Raw genomic sequence first — 20,004 nt, forward strand, 5'->3', positions numbered from 1 at the left:
GGAATTCTAATAATGACAAGTTTACAACAACGTGCCGAACTTCAACGCCAAATATGGGCGATTGCCAACGATGTGCGAGGCTCAGTGGATGGCTGGGATTTTAAGCAATATGTATTGGGTACGCTGTTCTATCGGTTTATCAGTGAGAACTTTGAGCTTTACATTACTGGCGGTGATGAAAGCGTTAATTATGCTGCCATGGACGACAGTGATGAAAATATCATAGCGGCAAAAGATGATGCCATTCGTACAAAAGGCTATTTTATTCTTCCTAGCCAGTTGTTTAGTAATGTTGCTGCCAATGCACACAAAAACGAAAACTTAAATACCGATTTAGCTACTATTTTTGCTGCAATTGAAAACTCAGCCAATGGCTATGATTCAGAAAAAGACATCAAAGGCTTGTTTGCGGATTTTGATACCACCAGTAATCGTCTGGGTAATACGGTAGAGGCAAAAAACAAACGCCTAGCCGCTGTGTTAAAAGGCGTGGCAGGTTTAACCTTCGGTAATTTTGAAGGCGGTTTTGAAAATAATCAAATTGACTTATTCGGTGATGCTTACGAGTTCCTGATTTCAAACTATGCCGCTAATGCGGGTAAATCCGGTGGCGAATTTTTTACCCCTCAGCACGTTTCAAAATTGATCGCACAGCTGGCCATGCACGGCCAAACCAGTGTGAATAAAATCTATGACCCTGCGGCGGGTTCGGGCTCGTTGCTGTTACAAGCCAAAAAGCACTTTGATGCGCATATCATTGAAGATGGCTTTTTTGGTCAAGAGCTCAACCACACCACCTACAACTTAGCCCGTATGAATATGTTTTTGCACAACATTAACTACGACAAGTTTAATATTCAGTTGGGTGATACCTTAACCGAACCACACTTTTTAGATGACAAACCCTTTGATGCGATTGTCTCTAACCCGCCTTATTCGGTGAAATGGATTGGTAGTGATGACCCAACTCTAATCAACGACGACCGCTTTGCGCCTGCTGGTGTGCTTGCACCCAAATCAAAAGCCGACTTTGCCTTTGTGCTGCATGCGCTAAGTTACCTATCAAGCAAAGGCCGCGCTGCAATTGTTTGTTTCCCCGGTATTTTTTACCGTGGTGGTGCTGAGCAAAAAATTCGTCAATATCTGGTTGATAACAACTATGTGGAAACGGTAATTTCACTGGCACCTAACCTGTTTTTTGGTACCACCATTGCCGTGAATATCTTGGTACTGTCCAAACACAAAACCGACACCACCACCCAGTTTATTGATGCCAGCGGCCTGTTTAAAAAAGAAACCAATAACAACACCCTAAGCAATGAGCACATTGAGCAGATCATCAAGGTGTTTGCCAACAAAGAAAACGTAGATCACTTTGCTAAATCCGTTGATTTGGATGTTATCGCAGCCAATAGCTATAACCTATCGGTGAGCAGTTATGTGGAAGCGAAAGATAATCGCGAGTTAGTGGATATTGCAGAGCTTAATGCCGAACTTAAAACTACCGTTGCTAAAATTGATGCACTTCGCAGTGATATTGACGCCATTGTAGCGGAAATTGAAGGTGAGGAGCTTGAGGCATGAGTCATTTGAGCTATTTAGAGAAATTGCTGGATGGGGTTGAGCTTAAAGAATTAGCTTTAGGGGATGTAACACAATACGAACAGCCGACAAAATATCTCGTAAAAACGAAAAACTATGATGATTCGTTTGAGGTCCCTGTATTAACTGCGGGCAAGACTTTTATTTTAGGTTATACGGACGAAATAGACGGGATAAATCGAGCTTCAGAAAATCCTGTAATCATTTTTGATGACTTCACTACTGCTAATAAATGGGTTGATTTCGACTTTAAAGCTAAATCCTCAGCAATGAAAATGATTAAATCTAGTGATGAGTCGAAGTTCATGCTGAAGTACGTATATTATTGGATGAATACGCTACCGAGTGACTTGATTGAAGGTGATCATAAACGGCAATGGATTAGTAATTACTGTGCTAAAAAAATCCCCATCCCATGCCCAAATAACCCAGAAAAATCGCTGGCAATACAAGCTGAAATAGTGCGTATTCTGGACGCATTTACCGCCATGACCGCCGAGCTGACCGCCGAGCTTAACATGCGTAAAAAACAATACAACTACTACCGCGACCAGTTGTTGGGTTTTGAAGATGGCGAAGTTGAGTGGAAGGCTTTGAGTGAAATGGCCGAGTATTCAAAGGCTCGTATTAGTTACACAGAACTAGATGACAGCAATTACGTTGGTGTTGAAAGCTTACTTCAGAATCGAGCTGGTAAAATAGACTCCACTCGAACCCCAGATAGTGGAAATCTTACACAATACAATCCTGATGATATCTTAATAGGGAATATACGTCCCTATTTGAAGAAGATATGGCATGCAGATCGAGTTGGCGGCACGAATGGTGATGTTCTTGTGGTTCACCCTACTGATACAGCTATAAATCCACGATATTTGTATCAAGTTTTAGCTGATGACAAGTTTTTTGAATACAATATGCAACATGCAAAAGGCGCAAAAATGCCACGAGGAAATAAGCCAAAAATCATGGAGTATTTGGTTCCTATTCCATTTGCTAGCAATAGAGAGAAATCTCTTTCGGAACAAGAACGCATCGTTACTATTCTCGACAAATTTGACACTCTAACGAGCTCCATTACCGAAGGTCTCCCCCGCGAAATTGAGTTACGCCAAAAGCAATACGAGTATTATCGTGACCTGTTGTTGAGCTTCCCCAAATCAGATGAGGCGGCTTAATGAGTAAAACGCTAACGGAAATAGCAGCGCCAGTTATTCGAGATTTTCGAATAACTGGCCGTGATGGTAACCATAAGGAGGCAGTCTAATGGCCTATCAACCACCGTTTACCATCACCACTGAGATTCTCAACTTGGTGGCACAAATCAGCCAGCAGGTGGGTGAGTTAAACGCCAGCCAGCTCAATGCCTCGCCGCAACTGCGCAAGCAAAATCGCATTAAAACCATTACCGGTACGCTGGCGATTGAAGGCAATAGCTTAACTGAAGAACAAATTACCGCCATTGTTGAGGGTAAGCCCGTGCTCGGCAGCGTGCGTGAGCTAGCCGAGGTAAAAGGCGCGATTGCCGCTTATGATGCACTGCCTGCATTCACACCCAGCGAGATTTCCGATTTACTCACGGCTCACGGTTTAATGCTGTCAGATATTCTTGTGAATGCCGGTGAGTTTCGCAGTAAAGGCGTGGGTATCCATAAAGGTGGTGTGGTGCACCATGTTGCGCCGCCTGCGCATCAGGTATCCGGTTTAATGGCCGATTTGATCCAATGGCTTAAGCAAACAAAAGATCACCCATTGATCGCCAGTTGTGTATTCCATTACGAATTTGAGTTTATTCACCCCTTTGCCGATGGTAACGGCCGAATGGGGCGGTTATGGCAAACACTGATTTTGTCCAAGTGGCATCCGTTGTTTTTATCTTTGCCGCTAGAAAGTGTGATTAAAGACCATCAGCAAGCCTATTATCACGCCCTTGAGCAGGCGGATAACCAAGCGGATAGCACGCCGTTTATTCATTTTATGTTGTCGGTTATTCAGCAAACGTTGGTGCAAAACGCCTCTGTAAACGCCCCTCTAAAAGAAGATGAAAACGCCCCTGTAAATATCCTTATCAATGTAACGGGCCTTAAAACGCCTGAGGCTATTTTAGCCTTGCTTACTAGCACGCCCGAGCTGACCCGACAACAACTCGCCGATACCTTGAATAAAGACGTGAGAACCATTGGCCGCGCCATTAGCAAACTACAAAAAGAAGGCAGGTTAACTCGGGTAGGTTCAGATAAAACCGGCCATTGGCAAGTCACTGAATAATGCGATGCGGTGGCTATTTCCATTTTGGAAAACACCACGGCTAACAAAAAAGGATGTAAACGAATGACTACTTATAAAACGGTTGCTGAATCCAATAACTTTATTGTGTTAGATAAATATACACGACAAGACCAAATTGCTGAGGGCTATCAAAGCGAAGGTGATTTAGAACGTGAGCTGATCCAAGACTTAGCTAATCAGGGCTATGAGTATTTACCCGCGCTAACCACGCCCGATGCCATGATGGCAAATGTGCGCAAGCAGCTACAAGCCCTCAACAAGGTCCAGTTTACCGATGCCGAGTGGGCTCGCTTTTGCGAGCAGTACCTGAATACACCAAGCGACAATATTCTTGATAAAACTCGCAAGGTGCACAGTGACTATATTTTCGATTTTGTCTTTGATGATGGCCATATCGAAAACATCTACCTGTTCGACAAGAAAACCATTGCTCGCAACAAAGTGCAGGTCATTAAGCAGTTTGAGCAAACGGGAAGCCATGCTAACCGTTACGATGTGACGATTTTGGTCAATGGTTTGCCTTTGGTGCAAATCGAACTGAAAAAGCGTGGTGTGGCTATCCGTGAGGCGTTTAACCAAATACATCGCTACAGCAAAGAAAGCTTTAATGCAGAGAACTCGTTGTACAAGTTCTTGCAGCTGTTTGTGATCTCGAATGGCACCGACACGCGCTATTTTGCCAATACCACCAAGCGCGACAAAAACAGCTTCGACTTTACGATGAACTGGGCAAAATCTGACAATACGCTTATTAAGGATTTAAAAGACTTTACCGCCACCTTTTTCCAGAAAGAGACGCTGCTTGAAGTGATCTTACGTTACTCGGTATTTGACGTCAGCAATACCTTACTTGTAATGCGCCCCTACCAGATTGCCGCTACAGAGCGCATTTTATGGAAGATAAAGAGCGCGTTTAACGCTAAAGACTGGGCTAAGCCTGAAAGTGGGGGTTACATTTGGCACACCACGGGTTCAGGAAAAACACTCACCAGCTTTAAAGCGGCACGTTTGGCCACGGATTTAGACTGTATTGATAAGGTCTTTTTTGTGGTTGACCGTAAAGATCTCGACTTTCAAACCATGAAGGAATATCAGCGGTTCTCGCCTGATAGCGTAAATGGTTCAGACAGTACCGCAGGGCTTAAAAGCAACCTGGATAAAGACGATAACAAGATTGTCGTTACCACTATCCAAAAGCTCAATAACTTAATTAAAAGTGAAAGCGATTTAGCGATCTACAACAAGCAAGTCGTTTTTATTTTTGATGAGTGTCACCGCAGCCAGTTTGGTGAGGCGCAGAAAAACCTGAAGAAGAAATTCAAAAAGTACTACCAGTTTGGCTTTACCGGTACACCAATTTTCCCTGAAAACGCCTTGGGTGCAGAAACCACCGGCGACGTGTTTGGCCAGCAGTTGCACACGTATGTGATCACCGATGCCATTCGTGATGAAAAAGTCCTCAAGTTCAAAGTGGACTATAACGACGTTCGCCCGCAATTTAAGAGCATTGAGACTGAGCAGGATGATAAGAAGCTTAGTGCGGCGGAGAACAAGCAAGCGTTCTTACACCCGGTGCGCATTCGTGAAATCTCACACTACATTCTCAATCATTTTAACCAGAAAACGCATCGAGCCTATTCTGGCGCTAAAGGGTTTAACGCCATGTTTGCGGTCAGTAGTGTTGATGCGGCGAAAGCGTACTATGAAACTTTCAAAACATTGCAGGCCGAGGCTGAGAATGGCCCCACAAGTAAGCCTCTGCGCATTGCGACTATCTTCTCATTTGCTGCCAATGAAGAGCAGGACGCCATTGGTGATATTTTAGATGAGAGCTTCGAAGTTAGCGCAATGAACAGCAGCGCGAAAGAGTTTTTGAGCGCCGCGATTACGGATTACAACGCCATGTTTAAGTCTAACTATGGCGTGGACAGTAATGGCTTTCAGAACTACTACCGTGACCTTGCCCAGCGCGTGAAGAATCAAGAAATAGATCTGCTTATAGTGGTCGGTATGTTTTTAACGGGCTTTGATGCGCCTACGCTTAACACCTTGTTTGTTGATAAGAATTTGCGCTATCACGGCTTGATGCAGGCATTTTCTCGCACTAATCGCATTTATGATGCGACGAAGACCTTTGGCAATATTGTTACCTTCCGTGATTTGGAACAGGCAACCATTGATGCCATCACCTTGTTTGGTGACAAAAACACCAAAAACGTGGTGTTGGAGAAGAGCTACAAAGAATACATGGAAGGTTTTAACGATATTGCTACTGGGCAGGCGCGTCGAGGTTTTGTTGATATCGTAAAAGAGCTGCAAGAACGCTTTCCAAATCCAGAAAATATTGAAAAAGAACAAAATAAAAAAGAGTTTGCCAAGCTGTTTGGTGAGTACCTAAAAGCAGAAAATATTTTACAAAACTACGATGAGTTTGCTGGATTAAAAGCACTGCAAAGCTTAGATACCAGTGATGAGCAAGCTGTTGAAGAGTTCAAGTCAAAGTACTATCTGGATGATGCTGACATCGAGGCAATGCAAACCATCGATATGCCAAGTGAGCGTGCTATTCAAGATTATCGCTCTACCTACAACGATACCCGTGACTGGTTGCGACGCGATAAAGAAGGTCAGGACAAAGATAAGTCAACGGTAGACTGGGACGATGTGGTCTTTGAAATTGATTTGCTTAAATCACAAGAAATAAACCTCGATTACATTCTTGAACTGATTTTTGATCACAATAAGAAGAACAAGAGCAAAGAAGGCTTGATTGAAGAAGTTCGTCGTATGATCCGCGGTAGCCTTGGCAATAGAGCGAAAGAAAGCTTGGTAATTGATTTTATTAATCAAACTAATCTGGATGAAATAAATGACAAAGCCAGTATTATCGACGCTTTCTTCAAGTTTGCTCAGGCGCAGCAGAAGCGCGAAGCCGATGCCATTATTGCCTCTGAAAAGCTCAATGAGGAAGCGGCCAAACGCTATATTACTTCATCACTCAAACGTGAGTACGCCTCTGAAAATGGCACTGCACTGAATGAGGCGCTGCCCAAACTTAGCCCATTGAGCCCACAGTATCGAACGCAAAAGCAAACGGTTTTTCAGAAAATTGCTGCTTTTGTTGAAAAATTCAAAGGTGTGGGTGGGCAGTTGTAGTGATATGAAGAGCTCTTTTCACGTAGTTAATGCTTGATGAAAAGAGCTCGATATTTTTAAATTAGTTAGTGCTGTTTTTTTTCGAGATAGCAGATATGAATATTCAAATTAGTTTAATTATTATGCATTTTCTGGATAGGTCATTGGCCCACAAATGGAGCTAATAATAAAGCTACTAAATGATTTCTGTCCAAATACGTGTTATCAGCAATTAAATCTGAATATTAATATCATTTAGGCCTCATCACCATTAACTCGATTAATTCGTTCAGTTGCAGGTACTTCATGTTGTAGCTGGCGCAGTTTTGAAATCGATATTTGATATTGACCATTACTAGGGAGTTTTTTGCCGTGAAATTGGTTGTAAACTCTATCCCCTGAGCCATTGTAAATTTCTTCAAAACTACCATCTGGGTTAATTTTGATGACGATGGCATGATCTGGGCAACTCCTAAAGGCTACACTTTTGGATTGGGTCGCTTTTATTTCGACACGGATACCGCTGGCACTTACGGCATCAAATCCTTTGTTTGAGGCATTCGCTAGGGTTAAACCATAAGCATCGGCAACCAAGCACTCACCTATGCTGCCTACCATATGCCCATCTGGAGTGAAGTGACGGCCAGGGAACATTGACTCTAACTGGTCAACAGTTTTATATAGATCCTTAATAAGTGCTTGAAACTTAGTATGATTCACATTTGCTCCGTTGTGCTTAATTTACTTGTCGAGACGCATATTCGTGATCGAAGAAAACTCTTTAGGCTTCAACGAAACTATAATTGCAATATGCCTTTTACTTGCTATGAAATTGATTAAATAGCGTTTTAATTATCTAATTGTATTAATATCCCCTCTAGTTGAAATGGCTCAAGAAGTCCGCAGAGATTGAAAGGGCCAGATCTCCCCTCATATCCCGACAACGAGAGACTGATGTCCGCCAACCCCGGGTTTGAATAAATATCAACAGCGTCAGTTAACAATTGTTGTATCTCTTCATTTCTTGTTGTGTCAGAGAAAATATACTGTTCGGCCCCCTGTTGATAACTAAACCATAAATGAGCCGCTAAATGATCGCAGTGTTCTTTGACATAATTAGAGAAGACTTCAAAAATATAATTAAGATTTAATGGCATAAAATGTATCAGACGAAACAGCTTATCTTTATCTAAACTCGTAAAATTATGATGCTCATTCCAGCCATGCATTGAGAAGCTTTGGTATGTGAGCACTAATAAAAACACATGTCCCCTGAGGGCTTCAGCTTTATATGTTATGTTTTCATCGCTTAAAATTGCTTCAAAATAACCGGATTCTGCCAGTTCAGCCCATATTTGCCTGAACCAAAAATAGTCATCCCTTGAACGCCAAAAGTGGAAAAATTCTGCTGCGACAGGTCTGATTTCTGCCCAATAATAGTTAATTTTACTTTTTGATGTCATTTGGTGGCCTTTAGTGTGCATAAAACACAATCTTATTTCAGTTGCTTTATGGTTTTGTGAAATTTAGATACTTAGTCTTATATTCTCGACGTTCATTTATTGATAACATTTTTTAAATAATGTAAACATCTGTTTGTTATACACAAAAACAATTACGCTTTCCTTTTACATGTCGTCACATTATTTTTGTTTTTTAAGTCATCAAACTCAGTTTTAACTCAAGATTGTTTTAAAATCTGATGATATGATGTTGGCAATTCTTCTAAAATAAGAAAAACTTCAAATGAAACAAACAGAACAACAATTTTTGAAAGAGCTTGAAGCTAAGCTTTGGAATGCAGCTGACAAACTTCGCTCTACACTCGATGCAGCTCAATACAAACACGCCGTTCTTGGTCTTATCTTCGTTAAATACGTCTCAGATGCCTTCAAAATTCGCCAAGATGAAATCAAAGCCGCGCTGGCTGAACCTGATAATGAATACTACCTAGACCCAGCAGATTTTAGCGAAGAAGAATTACAAGAACAGATTCAGGCTGAGCTTGAACAACGTGACTTTTACACCGAGAAGAACGTATTCTGGCTACCAATTGAGTCACGCTGGCAGTTCTTACAAGACAATGGCCCATTAGTGATTGGCGGTGCAGAATTAAATATCGATGGTAAAACCAAGAAGATAACCTCGGTTGGCCACTTAATTGATAATGCCCTTGAAGGGATTGAGCGCGATAACCCAAAGCTAAAAGGTGTACTCAACAAGTCTTACTCTTCATTGAAAATTGATCAAGCTAAGCTGAATGAGCTTATCAACCTGATTGCCACCATTCCGTTTGTACATGCCGACTTAAACAGTAAAGACATTCTTGGGCACGTATACGAATACATGCTCGGTCAGTTCGCGCTAGCAGAAGGCAAAAAAGGTGGCCAATTCTACACGCCAGCCTCAATCGTAACGCTTATAGTTGAGATGATTGAACCCTTTGAGGGTCGTGTGTATGACCCAGCTATGGGCTCTGGCGGCTTCTTTGTGCAATCCGAGAAATTCATTGAGCGTCACGCCCATGAAAAACAAGTTGATGCACTGACTCAAAAACACAAAATCTCGATTTATGGTCAAGAGTACAACCACACGACATGGCAATTAGCGGCCATGAATATGGCGATTCGTGGCCTTGATTACGATTTTGGTAAAGAGCCTGCCAGTACCTATACCAATGTGCAGCACCCTGATTTACGTGCCGACTTCATCATGGCGAATCCACCATTCAACATGAAAGAGTGGAATACAGGAGTTGATGATAACGACCCTCGCTTTAAATACGGTCAGCCGCCATCAGGTAATGCTAACTTTGCGTGGATGCAGCACATGCTTCATCACCTCGCGCCAGAAGGCTCATTGGCGCTGCTATTAGCTAATGGCTCAATGAGTTCAACCACCAACAACGAAGGTACTATTCGTCAGGTATTAATCGAGAATGACCTCATTGAGTGTATGGTGGCTTTACCTGGGCAGTTATTTACCAACACCCAAATCCCTGCTTGTATCTGGTTTTTAACCAAAAATAAGAACCCACGCGTTGATAAAGCCGGCCGTAAACTGCGTGGCCGAAAAGGTGAAGTGCTGTTTATTGATGCGCGTAACCTTGGTTACATGAAAGACCGCGTGCTGCGGGACTTCAGTTTTGACGACATTCAAAAAGTCGCCGACTTATTCCACGCATGGAAAACCGGTGAAACCGTTAATGGCGTCACTTATGAAGACCAAGCGGGTTTTTGTAAATCAGCCACATTATCCGAAATCACCAAGCATGATTTTGTGCTCACTCCAGGTCGTTATGTTGGCGCAGCGGATGAAATTGATGACGGTGTACCATTTGTTGAAAAGATGGAAATGTTAACTACCAAACTTAGTGAGCAGTTTGCAGAGTCGGTCAAGCTAGAAGCTGAGATCAAGAAGAATCTAGCGGGGTTAGGCTATGAGTTGTAATTGGCCAACAGTTAAATTAGGCGAGTATTGCTCCAAAATTGGCAGTGGTGCAACGCCTAAAGGTGGCAACAGCGTCTATTTAGATAGTGGTGATATCTCATTGATACGCAGTCAGAATATTTATAATGACCGATTTAAAGCAGAAGGTCTAGTTTATATAACGTCAGAAGCAGCACAGAAGTTAAAAAATGTCATTATTGAACCCAATGATGTTTTAATAAATATTACGGGAGATTCTGTTGCTAGAGTATGTTTAGCTCCGAATGAGTATTTACCTGCGCGAGTTAATCAGCATGTCGCAATTCTTCGAGTTGTTCCAGATGAGTTTGACCATCGTTATCTTAGATATTTTTTGACATCGAATAAGATGCAAAATTATCTTCTGACTATTGCAAGTACAGGTGGAACGCGAAACGCTCTAACCAAAACTATGTTGGAATCTCTGGAGGTTTCTAAGCCACCTTTAGGCGTCCAAAAGCAAATCGGTGATGTTTTAGAAAACTTTGAAAGCAAGATCATGCTTAATTCCATAACCAACCAAACCCTAGAGGAAATGGCACAAACCATCTTCAAGTCATGGTTTGTTGATTTCGATCCCGTTAAAGCCAAGATGAATGGTGAGCAACCTGAGGGTATGGATGCCGCCACTGCCTCGCTTTTTCCAGAAAAGCTAGTTGAGTCTGAGCTTGGTTTAATTCCTGAGGGATGGGAACTTAAAACCTTAAAGTCCTTATCAGAAAAGATATCCAAAGGCACAACGCCATCGAAGATGGACCTGGAGTCAGCAACAGATGAACCATCCATTAGATTCATCAAAGTAAGAGATATTAATGAACAAGGGGAGATTCTTAGAGGTAAGTTAGAGAACATTCCTGACTCTATTCATACAACTAAACTCAAACGCTCGATACTTAAAAAAGAGGATATCTTATTTTCAATTGCAGGCACCATTGGTAGAGTTGCTATTGTCGATCAAGATCTTGATAACGTTAATACTAATCAGGCTGTTGCTTTTGTTCGTTTAAAAGAAAAACAAACCTATTTACCTCTAGTTTACATGGCTCTGCGTGAAAATAGATTGCAACAAAAAGCAATTGCTTCAATTGTCCAAGGGGTACAAGCAAACCTTAGTCTAGCTAATGTTGGCGATATGGAAGTAATTGTTCCATCGGAAGACATTTTAAACCTTTGGAACAAGCAATACTCGTCAATATTGCAGATGATTAAAAATAATTTTGCTCAATCTCGAGTGCTTGCTTCATTACGTGACACGCTACTTCCTAAATTGCTTTCGGGCGAAATCGAGTTAGGCACACTAGGAGATAACGCCAATGACTGAGCAACTATTAACAGCAATAGAGTCTGGTAATTTGGCGTTATTAAATGACGTACTTGAAAAGCAGCCAGAGTTGGTAAACACGGTTTTTGAAGAACTAGAAGCTACGCCATTTGAGCTTGCTTTGAAAAATGGGTTCTCGACACTAGCTGATTACATTATTAACAGTGAAGTTTTTGATATCAATCACGCAGGTCATAACCCTCTTCGGTTGGCGATTGATCTTGGCTTCTTGAATATTGCTAAAGCACTATTACACAGGGGGGCAAACCCTAACTATCGTCCACAACAAATGAGCAGCGCATTGTTGCTTTGTTTAGATAATGAATATTTTGAACTCGCTGAATTAATGGTCGAAAAAGGCGCTGAAGTTAATGTCCGTAACGACAAGGGCTGGACACCTTTGATTTGGGCGTCAATGAAAGGACGAGGTAAAGCGGTTGAGTTTTTACTTAAGCATGGGGCCGCTGTTGATGTTTGTAACAATGATGGTTGGAATGCACTTACAGGCGCTTACTTCAAACAGCGTTTAGAAGTAGTAGATCAGTTACTTGCCAAAGGGGCTGTGTTTAGCGCTAAGTATTCCGAAGCCGCAATGCTTTCAGCGTATCAAAATGGGCAGATCAACATCGCTAAGAAGCTACTAGCTGATGGCGTTAATCCCGATGTTGAAAACGAAGATAAAGAAACGATGCTGATTATTGCCGTTACTAAAGGTGATGATGAAATGATCAAAGCGCTTGTTGCTGCTGGTGCTAATCCGAATGCGAGAAATAAGGATTCACATCCTATTCTATCGTTGCTTGCTGCAAATGGTAAAAACGAACTGATTACGTTACTTCTTGAGAAAGGAGCAAGTGCCAACCTTCAAAGTCAGTCCGGAAGAACCGCTGCAAATTGGGCTGCAACTTACAATCAAGCTACTACGCTAGAGCTGCTCCATAGTTACGGAGCTAACCTTAACTTGCTTAATGAGGATGGTTGGTCGCCATTGATGGTTGCTGCAGACAATTGTTATTTTGAGTCAGTTGATATGTTGCTTAAGTTAGGAGTCAATACTGAATTCGAGACAAAAAAAGGAAATACTGCATATGAGATAGCTCGTTTGGAATATGACAAAAGTCCTTCTGGCAGCAAGCGAGAGATTTATGCCAAAAAAGTAATGGCATCAATTAATGGAACTCGCCAGCAATGATTGCTCAAAGCACTGTTTTTGATTCTGTCCGTCGTGGTTATAACGAGCTTGAACTTGCAAGTAACGACGAAATTCTTGATTACTTTGCTGATGTTAACCCCGATGCTATGACAGGGCACATCAGCAACATCAAAGGCATTGTTTTTGAACAAGAGGTTGTCAATGCACTCAACGGGCAAGGAATGGATGCAATGCTCTTTGAAGCGACTAACCATCCAATTTCCGATATCGCCTTAATGAGTGATGGTGATATTGCGGCTGAAGTGCAATTAAAAGCGACTGACAGCGTGTCTTACATCAACGAGACACTTGCTGAAAACCCAGACATTCCAATTATTGTCACAAGCGAAGTAGCCAATAGTTTTGATAGTACAATGGTGATTGATTCAGGAATCGATAATGTTGCTCTGGATGATGCTGTATCAGAAGTATTGACTGGTGAAATAGCCAACCAAGTCGGTGAATCTATTGTTAGTGACGTTGCTAGCGAGGGGCTTGCTGAACTTGTAGCAGATATAGCCTTGCCTATTAGCCCTTTGGGTATTATTGGAGCTTTGTTTGGTTTACCATTTTTATAAGGACATTTTATGGCAAAGTTTTACCCATCTATAGAGAACATTACTAGGTTAAAAGTTAAACCAACAGAGGGAGAGTTACACCTCATTCATTATTTTAATGAACATTTAGATGATACTTTTGAGGTTTTTTTTAACCCTTTTCTGGATGGAGATAGGCCTGACTTTATTATATTAAGAGAAGGTGTAGCGATTTACGTTATTGAAGTTAAGGATTACAACTTAGATAACTATTCCGTAAATAGTTATAACAAGTGGTTGGTTAAAACGCCGAGAGGTTCTTCTCAGATCTCATCGCCTCAGTCACAAGCTTTTAATTACAAGAGAAACTTGTACCAACTCCACCTGCCGGTTCTTGGTCTAAGCTGGCTAGAAAATCGATATTTTTTTAATCTTGTTCATCCTTATGTTTACCTTCATTGCACGCATAAATCCCAGTTAGATAGTTTTTATTTCGATGCAGAAAATGAGTTAAAGCTAGAGTCTAATAAACTAAATTCGAAATACCAAACTAAACAACTGCCGTTCGCACAGTACGATAGGGAACGTGAAGTTATTTCACGAAGGACTAGGAATTTAAGTCGCGATAAATCAATGGTTTGTAGCAAGGATCAATTAGAGGCTTTTATTAAAAAAATCAAACAGACAAAATCACATGTTCTTTTCGATGAACGTGTGTATGACGATCTTAAGCGACGTTTGATGCCTAGTGAACATACAAAAAAACAAGGTAAATCGATTCCGTTAGATGACAAGCAAAATAAATTGGCTGAAAGTAGTATCGGGACAGAAAAAATTAAAGGTGTTGCAGGTTGTGGCAAAACAACAATTATCGCTCAACGTGCTGTCAATGCGTATAAGAGACATCAAAGTTTGGTACTTATTGTAACGTTTAATATCACTCTTAAAAACCTAATAAAAGATCGTATTAGTGATATTTTGGGTTATAGAGACGAGCAAAATTTTGCTGTCACTAACTATCATCAGTTTTTTAATAGCCAGCTAAATGAATCTGGTCAAGACATTAGCGAGTTAATTGAACGTTACGGCTTGCAGACACTCTATAAAACCGATGTTTTCCAATATCTTAGCCTAAAACGTTTCGAAACCATTCTTGTTGATGAAGTGCAGGACTTTGAGTCTGAGTGGGTCAAAATCCTAAGAGATAACTTTCTATCAGAACAAGGAGAGATGGTTTTATTTGGCGATGAATCACAGAATATTTACGAACGCGAAAATGAGAGAGCGGCTGTAATAGCACAAGGATTTGGTCGTTGGAAAAAGTTAAAACGTTCATATAGAACAAGTCTAGAGTCGCCTCTGAACCAAGTGTTTAAAGATTATCAATCAGATTATTTAATCGATAAATATACGGACTCAGAATTGTTAGACACCATACCTGTCCAGCAGGGGCTCACTTTTGAAGTACTAAATTATCATCCAGTTTATGATGATTGGGAAAATCAATCCTTTGAGCTAATTCAAAAGACGATTCGTTCGCATAATTTTAATCCAAATGATGTGGTTGTTTTGTCATCAAATATTTATCTTGTTAGGAAAGTTGCTGAACAATTTAATCGTGTTGAAAAAACTCATTGTATGTTCGAAACATACAGTGAACTTCAAGAGTTGATATATAAGTATGACCAAAATATGTCTGTTGATATACTGAAACAGATGTCTGAAGACGATTTACAATCAAACATCAATAAACATAAAGAACTCAAAACAGATATAGAAAAAGCAAGACGAACAAAAAAAAATCATTTTTATGCCAATAGTGGTCTTATCAAGTTATCTACTGTTCATAGTTACAAAGGGTTAGAATCGAAAACTGTCTTTTATTTAATGGATGGAAAAGATACGCCTGAAATTGTTTATACATCAATAACTCGTTCAGTAGAAAATCTCATCGTTTTAGATGTCAGTAAAGACTGTCAATTCTCAGATTTCTTTGAAAATAGCCTGAACAAAAAAAATAATGGAGGTTTGTTTTAATGATCACGGAAGACCAATTAGAGCAAGAGTGTATCAGGTGGTTTACCAATCAAGGTTACCAGTATAAAAACGGATATGACATAGCCCCAGACGGCCCATCACCAGAGCGTGAGGATTACCATCAAGTTGTATTGAAACAGCGGTTATTAAGCCAGCTAGAGGTGATTAACCCCGAGTTACCCTATGACGCTTTACTTGATGTAGTGAATACGGTTTGCTTACCTGATACGCCAATACTGATAAAAAACAACCGCGCTTTTCATAAATATGTGATTGAAGGTGTGCCGGTTGAATATAACGTGTTTGAAGATGGTGAGACCAAAACTAAGCATTCCCATGCACAGTTAATGGATTTTACCACCACTGAAAACAACGACTTTTTAATCGTTAATCAATTTACCATCACAGGTACCAAAGGAAGCCGTCGACCTGATGTTATTGTATTTATTAATGGCTTACCGATCGCAGTGATTGAGCTTAAAAATCCTGCCGATGAGCATGCCGATATTTGGAATGCTTACAATCAACTGCAAACCTATAAAGATGAAATATTCGATTTATTTGTTTTCAATGAAGCGTTAATAGTGAGTGATGGTTGGACTGCGCGTGTTGGCTCACTAACCGCGAATAAAGAACGCTTCTTACCTTGGAAAACTGTTTCGGCTGAAGATGATAAACCACTTTTGGAATACCAACTTGAAACCATGGTGAGAGGCTTTTTCAAGCAAGATTTATTACTTGATTACATCCGTTACTTTGTATTGTTTGAAACAGACAATGACAACATCATTAAAAAGATTGCTGGCTACCATCAATTTCATGCTGTACGAGCAGCGGTTGAAGCAACCGTTAGGGCATCGAATACTTCAGGAAACTTCCTAGAAACCACCATTCCTTCTCTAGAAAAAATCAAACAAGGCAGTGGTAAAGCCGGTGTGGTTTGGCATACACAAGGCAGTGGCAAGAGTATTTCTATGGTGTGTTATGCCAGTAAATTGTTACAGCAAGCCAGTATGAATAACCCAACCATAGTTGTCGTGACTGACCGTAATGATTTAGATGGCCAGTTGTTTAACACCTTTGGCATGGCCCAAGAAACCTTGAAGCAAATTCCACAGCAAGCAGATGATCGTGACTCATTACGCGAACTGTTATTTAACCGCCAATCTGGTGGGATTATTTTTACCACCATTCAAAAATTTGCTTTGTTGGATGACGAAACAGAGCATCCAAAACTATCTGAACGTAGCAATATTGTGGTTGTGTCTGATGAGGCTCATCGAAGCCAATATGGCAACAAATCGAAGATGGTTGAGATAAAGGATAAAAACGGAGTGGTAACCGGCCACAAGTTCGTTTACGGCTATTCAAAGTACATGCGAGATGCGTTACCTAATGCGTCCTTTATCGGCTTTACAGGTACGCCTATTGCCATGGATGACAAAGATACCCGTGGCGTGTTTGGTGAGTATGTTTCAATTTATGATATTCAAGATGCAGTAGATGATGGTGCAACGGTACCAATTTACTATGAATCGCGATTAGCTAAGCTGGATATTAACCAAGATGAAATTGAACAATTAAACGATCAAGTTGAAGATGAAATTGGTGAAGAGGAAGAAACTGCCGATCGTGAAAAAGTTAAATCTCAGTGGGCGACCTTAGAAAAATTAGTTGGTGCAGCGCCGCGTATTGAGCAAGTGGCTAAAGATCTGGTTGAACATTTTACCACTCGCACTGAAACCTTCCCAGGTAAAGCCATGATTGTGGCGATGAGCCGTGAAATCTGCGTCGACTTATACAATGCGATTATCGCGATTAAACCAGAATGGCATCATCCTGATACCGATAAAGGGGTGATTAAAATTGTGATGACCGGTTCAGCTTCTGATAAAGAAAAGATGCAGCCGCATATTCATGATAAGAAAACCAAGAAGCTATTTGAAAAGCGCTACAAAGATACCGAAGATGAGCTGCAGTTAGTCATTGTTCGAGACATGTGGTTAACAGGATTTGACGCGCCTTGTTGTCATACCATGTACATTGATAAGCCCATGAAGGGGCATAACTTGATGCAGGCCATTGCCCGTGTAAACCGTGTTTTTAAAGACAAACCTGGTGGGTTAGTTGTTGACTATATTGGTATTGCCAATGAGCTTAAAAATGCCCTAAAAACTTATACTAACAGTCAGGGTAAAGGCCAGCCAACTATTGATACCGCAGAAGCATTTGCAGTGTTAATGGAAAAAATTGATATTATTCGTGGCATGTTTGCGACACCTGTGGATGGTAATATATTCAATTACCGTCCCGATTTTGAAACTCATGCAATTAGATTACTTTCTGGCGCTGTAAATCACCTTTCTGGACTTGTTACACCGCAAACTAATGGCAAAGAGCAGCGTGATGGTAAACGTCGCTTTCTGGACGTTATGGCGGCTTTAGCGAAAGCCTACTCACTTTGTAATACCATGGATGAAACACAAGGCTATAAGAACGAAATCGCTTTTTATAGCGCAATCAAAACAGCCTTTATTAAACATTCAACAGTCGATAAAAAGCGAACTGATGAACAACGCAATAGCGCGTTAAAGTTAATTCTTGATAATGCTGTAATTGCTGATGGTGTTGACGATATATTTAGCATGGTTGGCTTAGATAAACCCAATATAGGCCTACTTTCAGAAGAGTTCTTAGAAGATGTAAAGAACCTGAAAGAGAAAAACCTTGCTGTGGAGTTGCTGGAAAAGTTGCTTCGTGATGAGGTTAAATCTCGGATGAAAAACGATGTCGTTCAAGAGAAAAAATACTCTGAACGCATCATGTCTACGCTGCAAAAATACCATAACCGCAGCATCGAAACGGCCCAGGTCATTGAAGAACTGATTCAATGGGCGAAAGAGATGCAAGAAGATGCAGAGATGCTTGATAGGCTCAATCTTTCCGTTGATGAAATTGCTTTTTATCGTGCATTAATCGAGAACGAAGAGTCTGTTCGTCAACTTGGTGATGATAACTTGCGCAGCCTTGCTATTGAATTAACTCAGCAATTGCGAAAGTCAGCTACAGTTGATTGGCAAAAACGCGATAGTGTGCGAGCGAGGATGCGCAATCTTGTACGCCGATTACTGCGTAGATGGAAATATCCACCTGATGCAGCAGAAGCGGCGATTAAGCTTGTTTTGGAACAAGCTGAAGTGTTGGCTGATGGATGGTATAGATAGTATTTAGATGGATAAAAGACAAGAGTAATCCCTTGTCTTTTATCGTTTATTAGTCATTATTACCATCCATCAACTTATGTTGGCCAAATTCAGGATAAGAAATCAGTTGCTTGTAAACAATCGCTGGAATATAAAAACTTAGCTGATCTGCTTTGATTGAATACGTTAAGTCTTCAAGCTTTTTATCCCTAACGGAAGTGGTATCAGTTCGTAATATGATTAGATCCGATTTGCATCGATATTGAGCACCTGCAACAACCACGATAACAGTCTTATCAGGCATAAACATCATGTTGACCGGGTATCTTATACCAGCAAAAAGATTAACAAAAGTAAATAGTGTTCGGTCTGGATATCGATTAAAACTAACAAGATCTTTTTGCATTGTCCGCTCCTAGAATTGCTCCGCAGATTTAATATTAATTTGCACATATCAGATAATCATGTTTATTAATTTTTCTTTATAGCCTCCGAGTAGTGCTAGATTAAATTGATTCTCTTCTTCAAGGTCGGTTAGTTTTTGTGCGTGCTTTAAAATAGATAAAGATTTATTTTCACTCAAAGATAACACATTAGTCTCTTCTATCACGTCAATATCAGACTCAGTATTAGATAATTCCAGATTAAGTTTTTGATTTTCGTTTTGAGCAAAAACAACAGGATAATCAGGTAAATCATGACCAATCCGATTAGCAAAATCGATAAGGGCAGATTCCGCTAGAGTAAACAGCCATGCTTGTTTTGCATTATCTGATATTCTTAAAATACGCCCTAACACCTGCCTATAATGCATTTCAGTACGAATTCTACTTAAATGGCAACAAACCTGAAGTCGTGGTACATCAGTGCCTTCTGAAATCATCCCCACACTGACAATCCATTGGGTAGTATTGTTACGGTATGTATCAATAATATTAGAGGTATTTTTTAGGTTTGAGGTCACAATACATGCGGATTGTTTGAAATCGGATTTAAGAATTCTATATAGCTCCATAGCATGATGGATAGAACTCGCCACAACCAAACCACCGGCCCTAGGGTTTTCATACCTCAATTCATCTAGTTTTTGCACGTGCATATTCTCATGCATCGCGATCACCTAATACCATCTAAGCCGATCACCTAATACCATTCATCGCGATCACTCAATACCATCGATGCCGATCACTTTTCGGTCAAAATAGTATTGAGTGATCGGCT

14 protein-coding genes are annotated in these 20,004 nt (G+C 40.7%); 10 read left to right on the forward strand and 4 right to left on the reverse strand.

The features are described from left to right. Positions 1–12 precede the first annotated feature (12 nt). The 4 genes from IEW93_RS15390 (at position 13) to IEW93_RS15405 (ending at position 7,047) form a co-directional block, all read left to right on the forward strand. Positions 13–1,584: a type I restriction-modification system subunit M gene (locus IEW93_RS15390; RefSeq protein ID WP_188740180.1), complete on the forward strand. Its 1,572-nt coding sequence runs from the start codon at positions 13–15 to the stop codon at positions 1,582–1,584. Continuing rightward, the gene (locus IEW93_RS15395) at positions 1,581–2,780 is read left to right on the forward strand and encodes a restriction endonuclease subunit S (RefSeq protein WP_188740181.1); all 1,200 of its coding nucleotides are present in this window, start codon (positions 1,581–1,583) and stop codon (positions 2,778–2,780) included. The genes IEW93_RS15390 and IEW93_RS15395 overlap by 4 nt, the downstream gene beginning before the upstream one ends. 88 nt (positions 2,781–2,868) lie before the next feature. Continuing rightward, positions 2,869–3,870, forward strand: a complete 1,002-nt coding sequence (locus IEW93_RS15400) for a Fic family protein (protein ID WP_188740182.1) — start codon at positions 2,869–2,871, stop codon at positions 3,868–3,870. A gap of 63 nt (positions 3,871–3,933) precedes the next feature. After that, complete coding sequence (locus tag IEW93_RS15405) at positions 3,934–7,047, forward strand: HsdR family type I site-specific deoxyribonuclease (protein ID WP_188740183.1); 3,114 nt, start codon at positions 3,934–3,936, stop codon at positions 7,045–7,047. A gap of 234 nt (positions 7,048–7,281) precedes the next feature. Here IEW93_RS15405 and IEW93_RS15410 read toward each other — a convergent pair whose 3' ends face one another. Both IEW93_RS15410 and IEW93_RS15415 read right to left on the reverse strand, forming a co-directional pair. Beyond that, on the reverse strand, positions 7,282–7,746 hold the full coding sequence (locus tag IEW93_RS15410; protein WP_188740184.1) for a DUF6998 domain-containing protein: 465 nt from the start codon (positions 7,744–7,746) through the stop codon (positions 7,282–7,284). A 128-nt stretch (positions 7,747–7,874) separates the two neighbouring features. Next, positions 7,875–8,489 carry a hypothetical protein gene (locus IEW93_RS15415; RefSeq protein ID WP_188740185.1) on the reverse strand — a complete coding sequence of 205 codons (615 nt, stop codon included), beginning with the start codon at positions 8,487–8,489 and terminating at the stop codon, positions 7,875–7,877. A gap of 283 nt (positions 8,490–8,772) precedes the next feature. On the opposite strand from IEW93_RS15415, the gene IEW93_RS15420 reads away from it, so the two are divergent. From IEW93_RS15420 to IEW93_RS15445, 6 genes are read left to right on the forward strand one after another with little or no spacing between them, the layout of a single operon-like run. Beyond that, complete coding sequence (locus tag IEW93_RS15420) at positions 8,773–10,476, forward strand: type I restriction-modification system subunit M (protein ID WP_188740186.1); 1,704 nt, start codon at positions 8,773–8,775, stop codon at positions 10,474–10,476. After that, complete coding sequence (locus IEW93_RS15425) at positions 10,466–11,815, forward strand: restriction endonuclease subunit S (RefSeq protein ID WP_188740187.1); 1,350 nt, start codon at positions 10,466–10,468, stop codon at positions 11,813–11,815. The genes IEW93_RS15420 and IEW93_RS15425 overlap by 11 nt, the downstream gene beginning before the upstream one ends. Continuing rightward, positions 11,808–13,007 (forward strand): ankyrin repeat domain-containing protein, encoded by a 1,200-nt coding sequence (locus IEW93_RS15430; protein ID WP_188740188.1) that lies wholly within the window; start codon positions 11,808–11,810, stop codon positions 13,005–13,007. The genes IEW93_RS15425 and IEW93_RS15430 overlap by 8 nt, the downstream gene beginning before the upstream one ends. Beyond that, positions 13,004–13,585 (forward strand): hypothetical protein, encoded by a 582-nt coding sequence (locus IEW93_RS15435; RefSeq protein ID WP_188740189.1) that lies wholly within the window; start codon positions 13,004–13,006, stop codon positions 13,583–13,585. The genes IEW93_RS15430 and IEW93_RS15435 overlap by 4 nt, the downstream gene beginning before the upstream one ends. Before the next feature lie 9 nt (positions 13,586–13,594). Beyond that, a complete protein-coding gene (locus tag IEW93_RS15440) occupies positions 13,595–15,580 on the forward strand; it encodes a UvrD-helicase domain-containing protein (RefSeq protein WP_188740190.1) in 1,986 nt (661 codons plus the stop codon). After that, the gene (locus IEW93_RS15445; RefSeq protein WP_188740191.1) at positions 15,580–18,804 is read left to right on the forward strand and encodes a type I restriction endonuclease subunit R; all 3,225 of its coding nucleotides are present in this window, start codon (positions 15,580–15,582) and stop codon (positions 18,802–18,804) included. Before IEW93_RS15440 ends, IEW93_RS15445 begins: the two co-directional genes overlap by 1 nt. 49 nt (positions 18,805–18,853) lie before the next feature. Here the strand turns inward: IEW93_RS15445 and IEW93_RS15450 are convergent, their stop codons facing one another. Together IEW93_RS15450 and IEW93_RS15455 are read right to left on the reverse strand one after the other, a co-directional pair. Next, positions 18,854–19,189, reverse strand: a complete 336-nt coding sequence (locus tag IEW93_RS15450) for a hypothetical protein (protein ID WP_188740192.1) — start codon at positions 19,187–19,189, stop codon at positions 18,854–18,856. Between the two features lie 48 nt (positions 19,190–19,237). Then, complete coding sequence (locus IEW93_RS15455; protein ID WP_188740193.1) at positions 19,238–19,894, reverse strand: DEAD/DEAH box helicase; 657 nt, start codon at positions 19,892–19,894, stop codon at positions 19,238–19,240. Positions 19,895–20,004 lie beyond the last annotated feature (110 nt).

This window comes from Shewanella inventionis (assembly GCF_014641855.1).
GTDB lineage: Bacteria > Pseudomonadota > Gammaproteobacteria > Enterobacterales > Shewanellaceae > Shewanella > Shewanella inventionis.

What these genes read in the sequence shown, in the direction of transcription:
- IEW93_RS15390 (WP_188740180.1), top strand. Translation starts at nt 13, where the DNA reads ATGACAAGTTTACAACAACGTGCCGAACTTCAACGCCAAATATGGGCG.
- IEW93_RS15395 (WP_188740181.1), top strand. Translation starts at nt 1,581, where the DNA reads ATGAGTCATTTGAGCTATTTAGAGAAATTGCTGGATGGGGTTGAGCTT.
- IEW93_RS15400 (WP_188740182.1), top strand. Translation starts at nt 2,869, where the DNA reads ATGGCCTATCAACCACCGTTTACCATCACCACTGAGATTCTCAACTTG.
- IEW93_RS15405 (WP_188740183.1), top strand. Translation starts at nt 3,934, where the DNA reads ATGACTACTTATAAAACGGTTGCTGAATCCAATAACTTTATTGTGTTA.
- IEW93_RS15415 (WP_188740185.1), bottom strand. Translation starts at nt 8,489, where the DNA reads ATGACATCAAAAAGTAAAATTAACTATTATTGGGCAGAAATCAGACCT.
- IEW93_RS15420 (WP_188740186.1), top strand. Translation starts at nt 8,773, where the DNA reads ATGAAACAAACAGAACAACAATTTTTGAAAGAGCTTGAAGCTAAGCTT.
- IEW93_RS15425 (WP_188740187.1), top strand. Translation starts at nt 10,466, where the DNA reads ATGAGTTGTAATTGGCCAACAGTTAAATTAGGCGAGTATTGCTCCAAA.
- IEW93_RS15430 (WP_188740188.1), top strand. Translation starts at nt 11,808, where the DNA reads ATGACTGAGCAACTATTAACAGCAATAGAGTCTGGTAATTTGGCGTTA.
- IEW93_RS15435 (WP_188740189.1), top strand. Translation starts at nt 13,004, where the DNA reads ATGATTGCTCAAAGCACTGTTTTTGATTCTGTCCGTCGTGGTTATAAC.
- IEW93_RS15440 (WP_188740190.1), top strand. Translation starts at nt 13,595, where the DNA reads ATGGCAAAGTTTTACCCATCTATAGAGAACATTACTAGGTTAAAAGTT.
- IEW93_RS15445 (WP_188740191.1), top strand. Translation starts at nt 15,580, where the DNA reads ATGATCACGGAAGACCAATTAGAGCAAGAGTGTATCAGGTGGTTTACC.
- IEW93_RS15450 (WP_188740192.1), bottom strand. Translation starts at nt 19,189, where the DNA reads ATGCAAAAAGATCTTGTTAGTTTTAATCGATATCCAGACCGAACACTA.
- IEW93_RS15455 (WP_188740193.1), bottom strand. Translation starts at nt 19,894, where the DNA reads ATGCATGAGAATATGCACGTGCAAAAACTAGATGAATTGAGGTATGAA.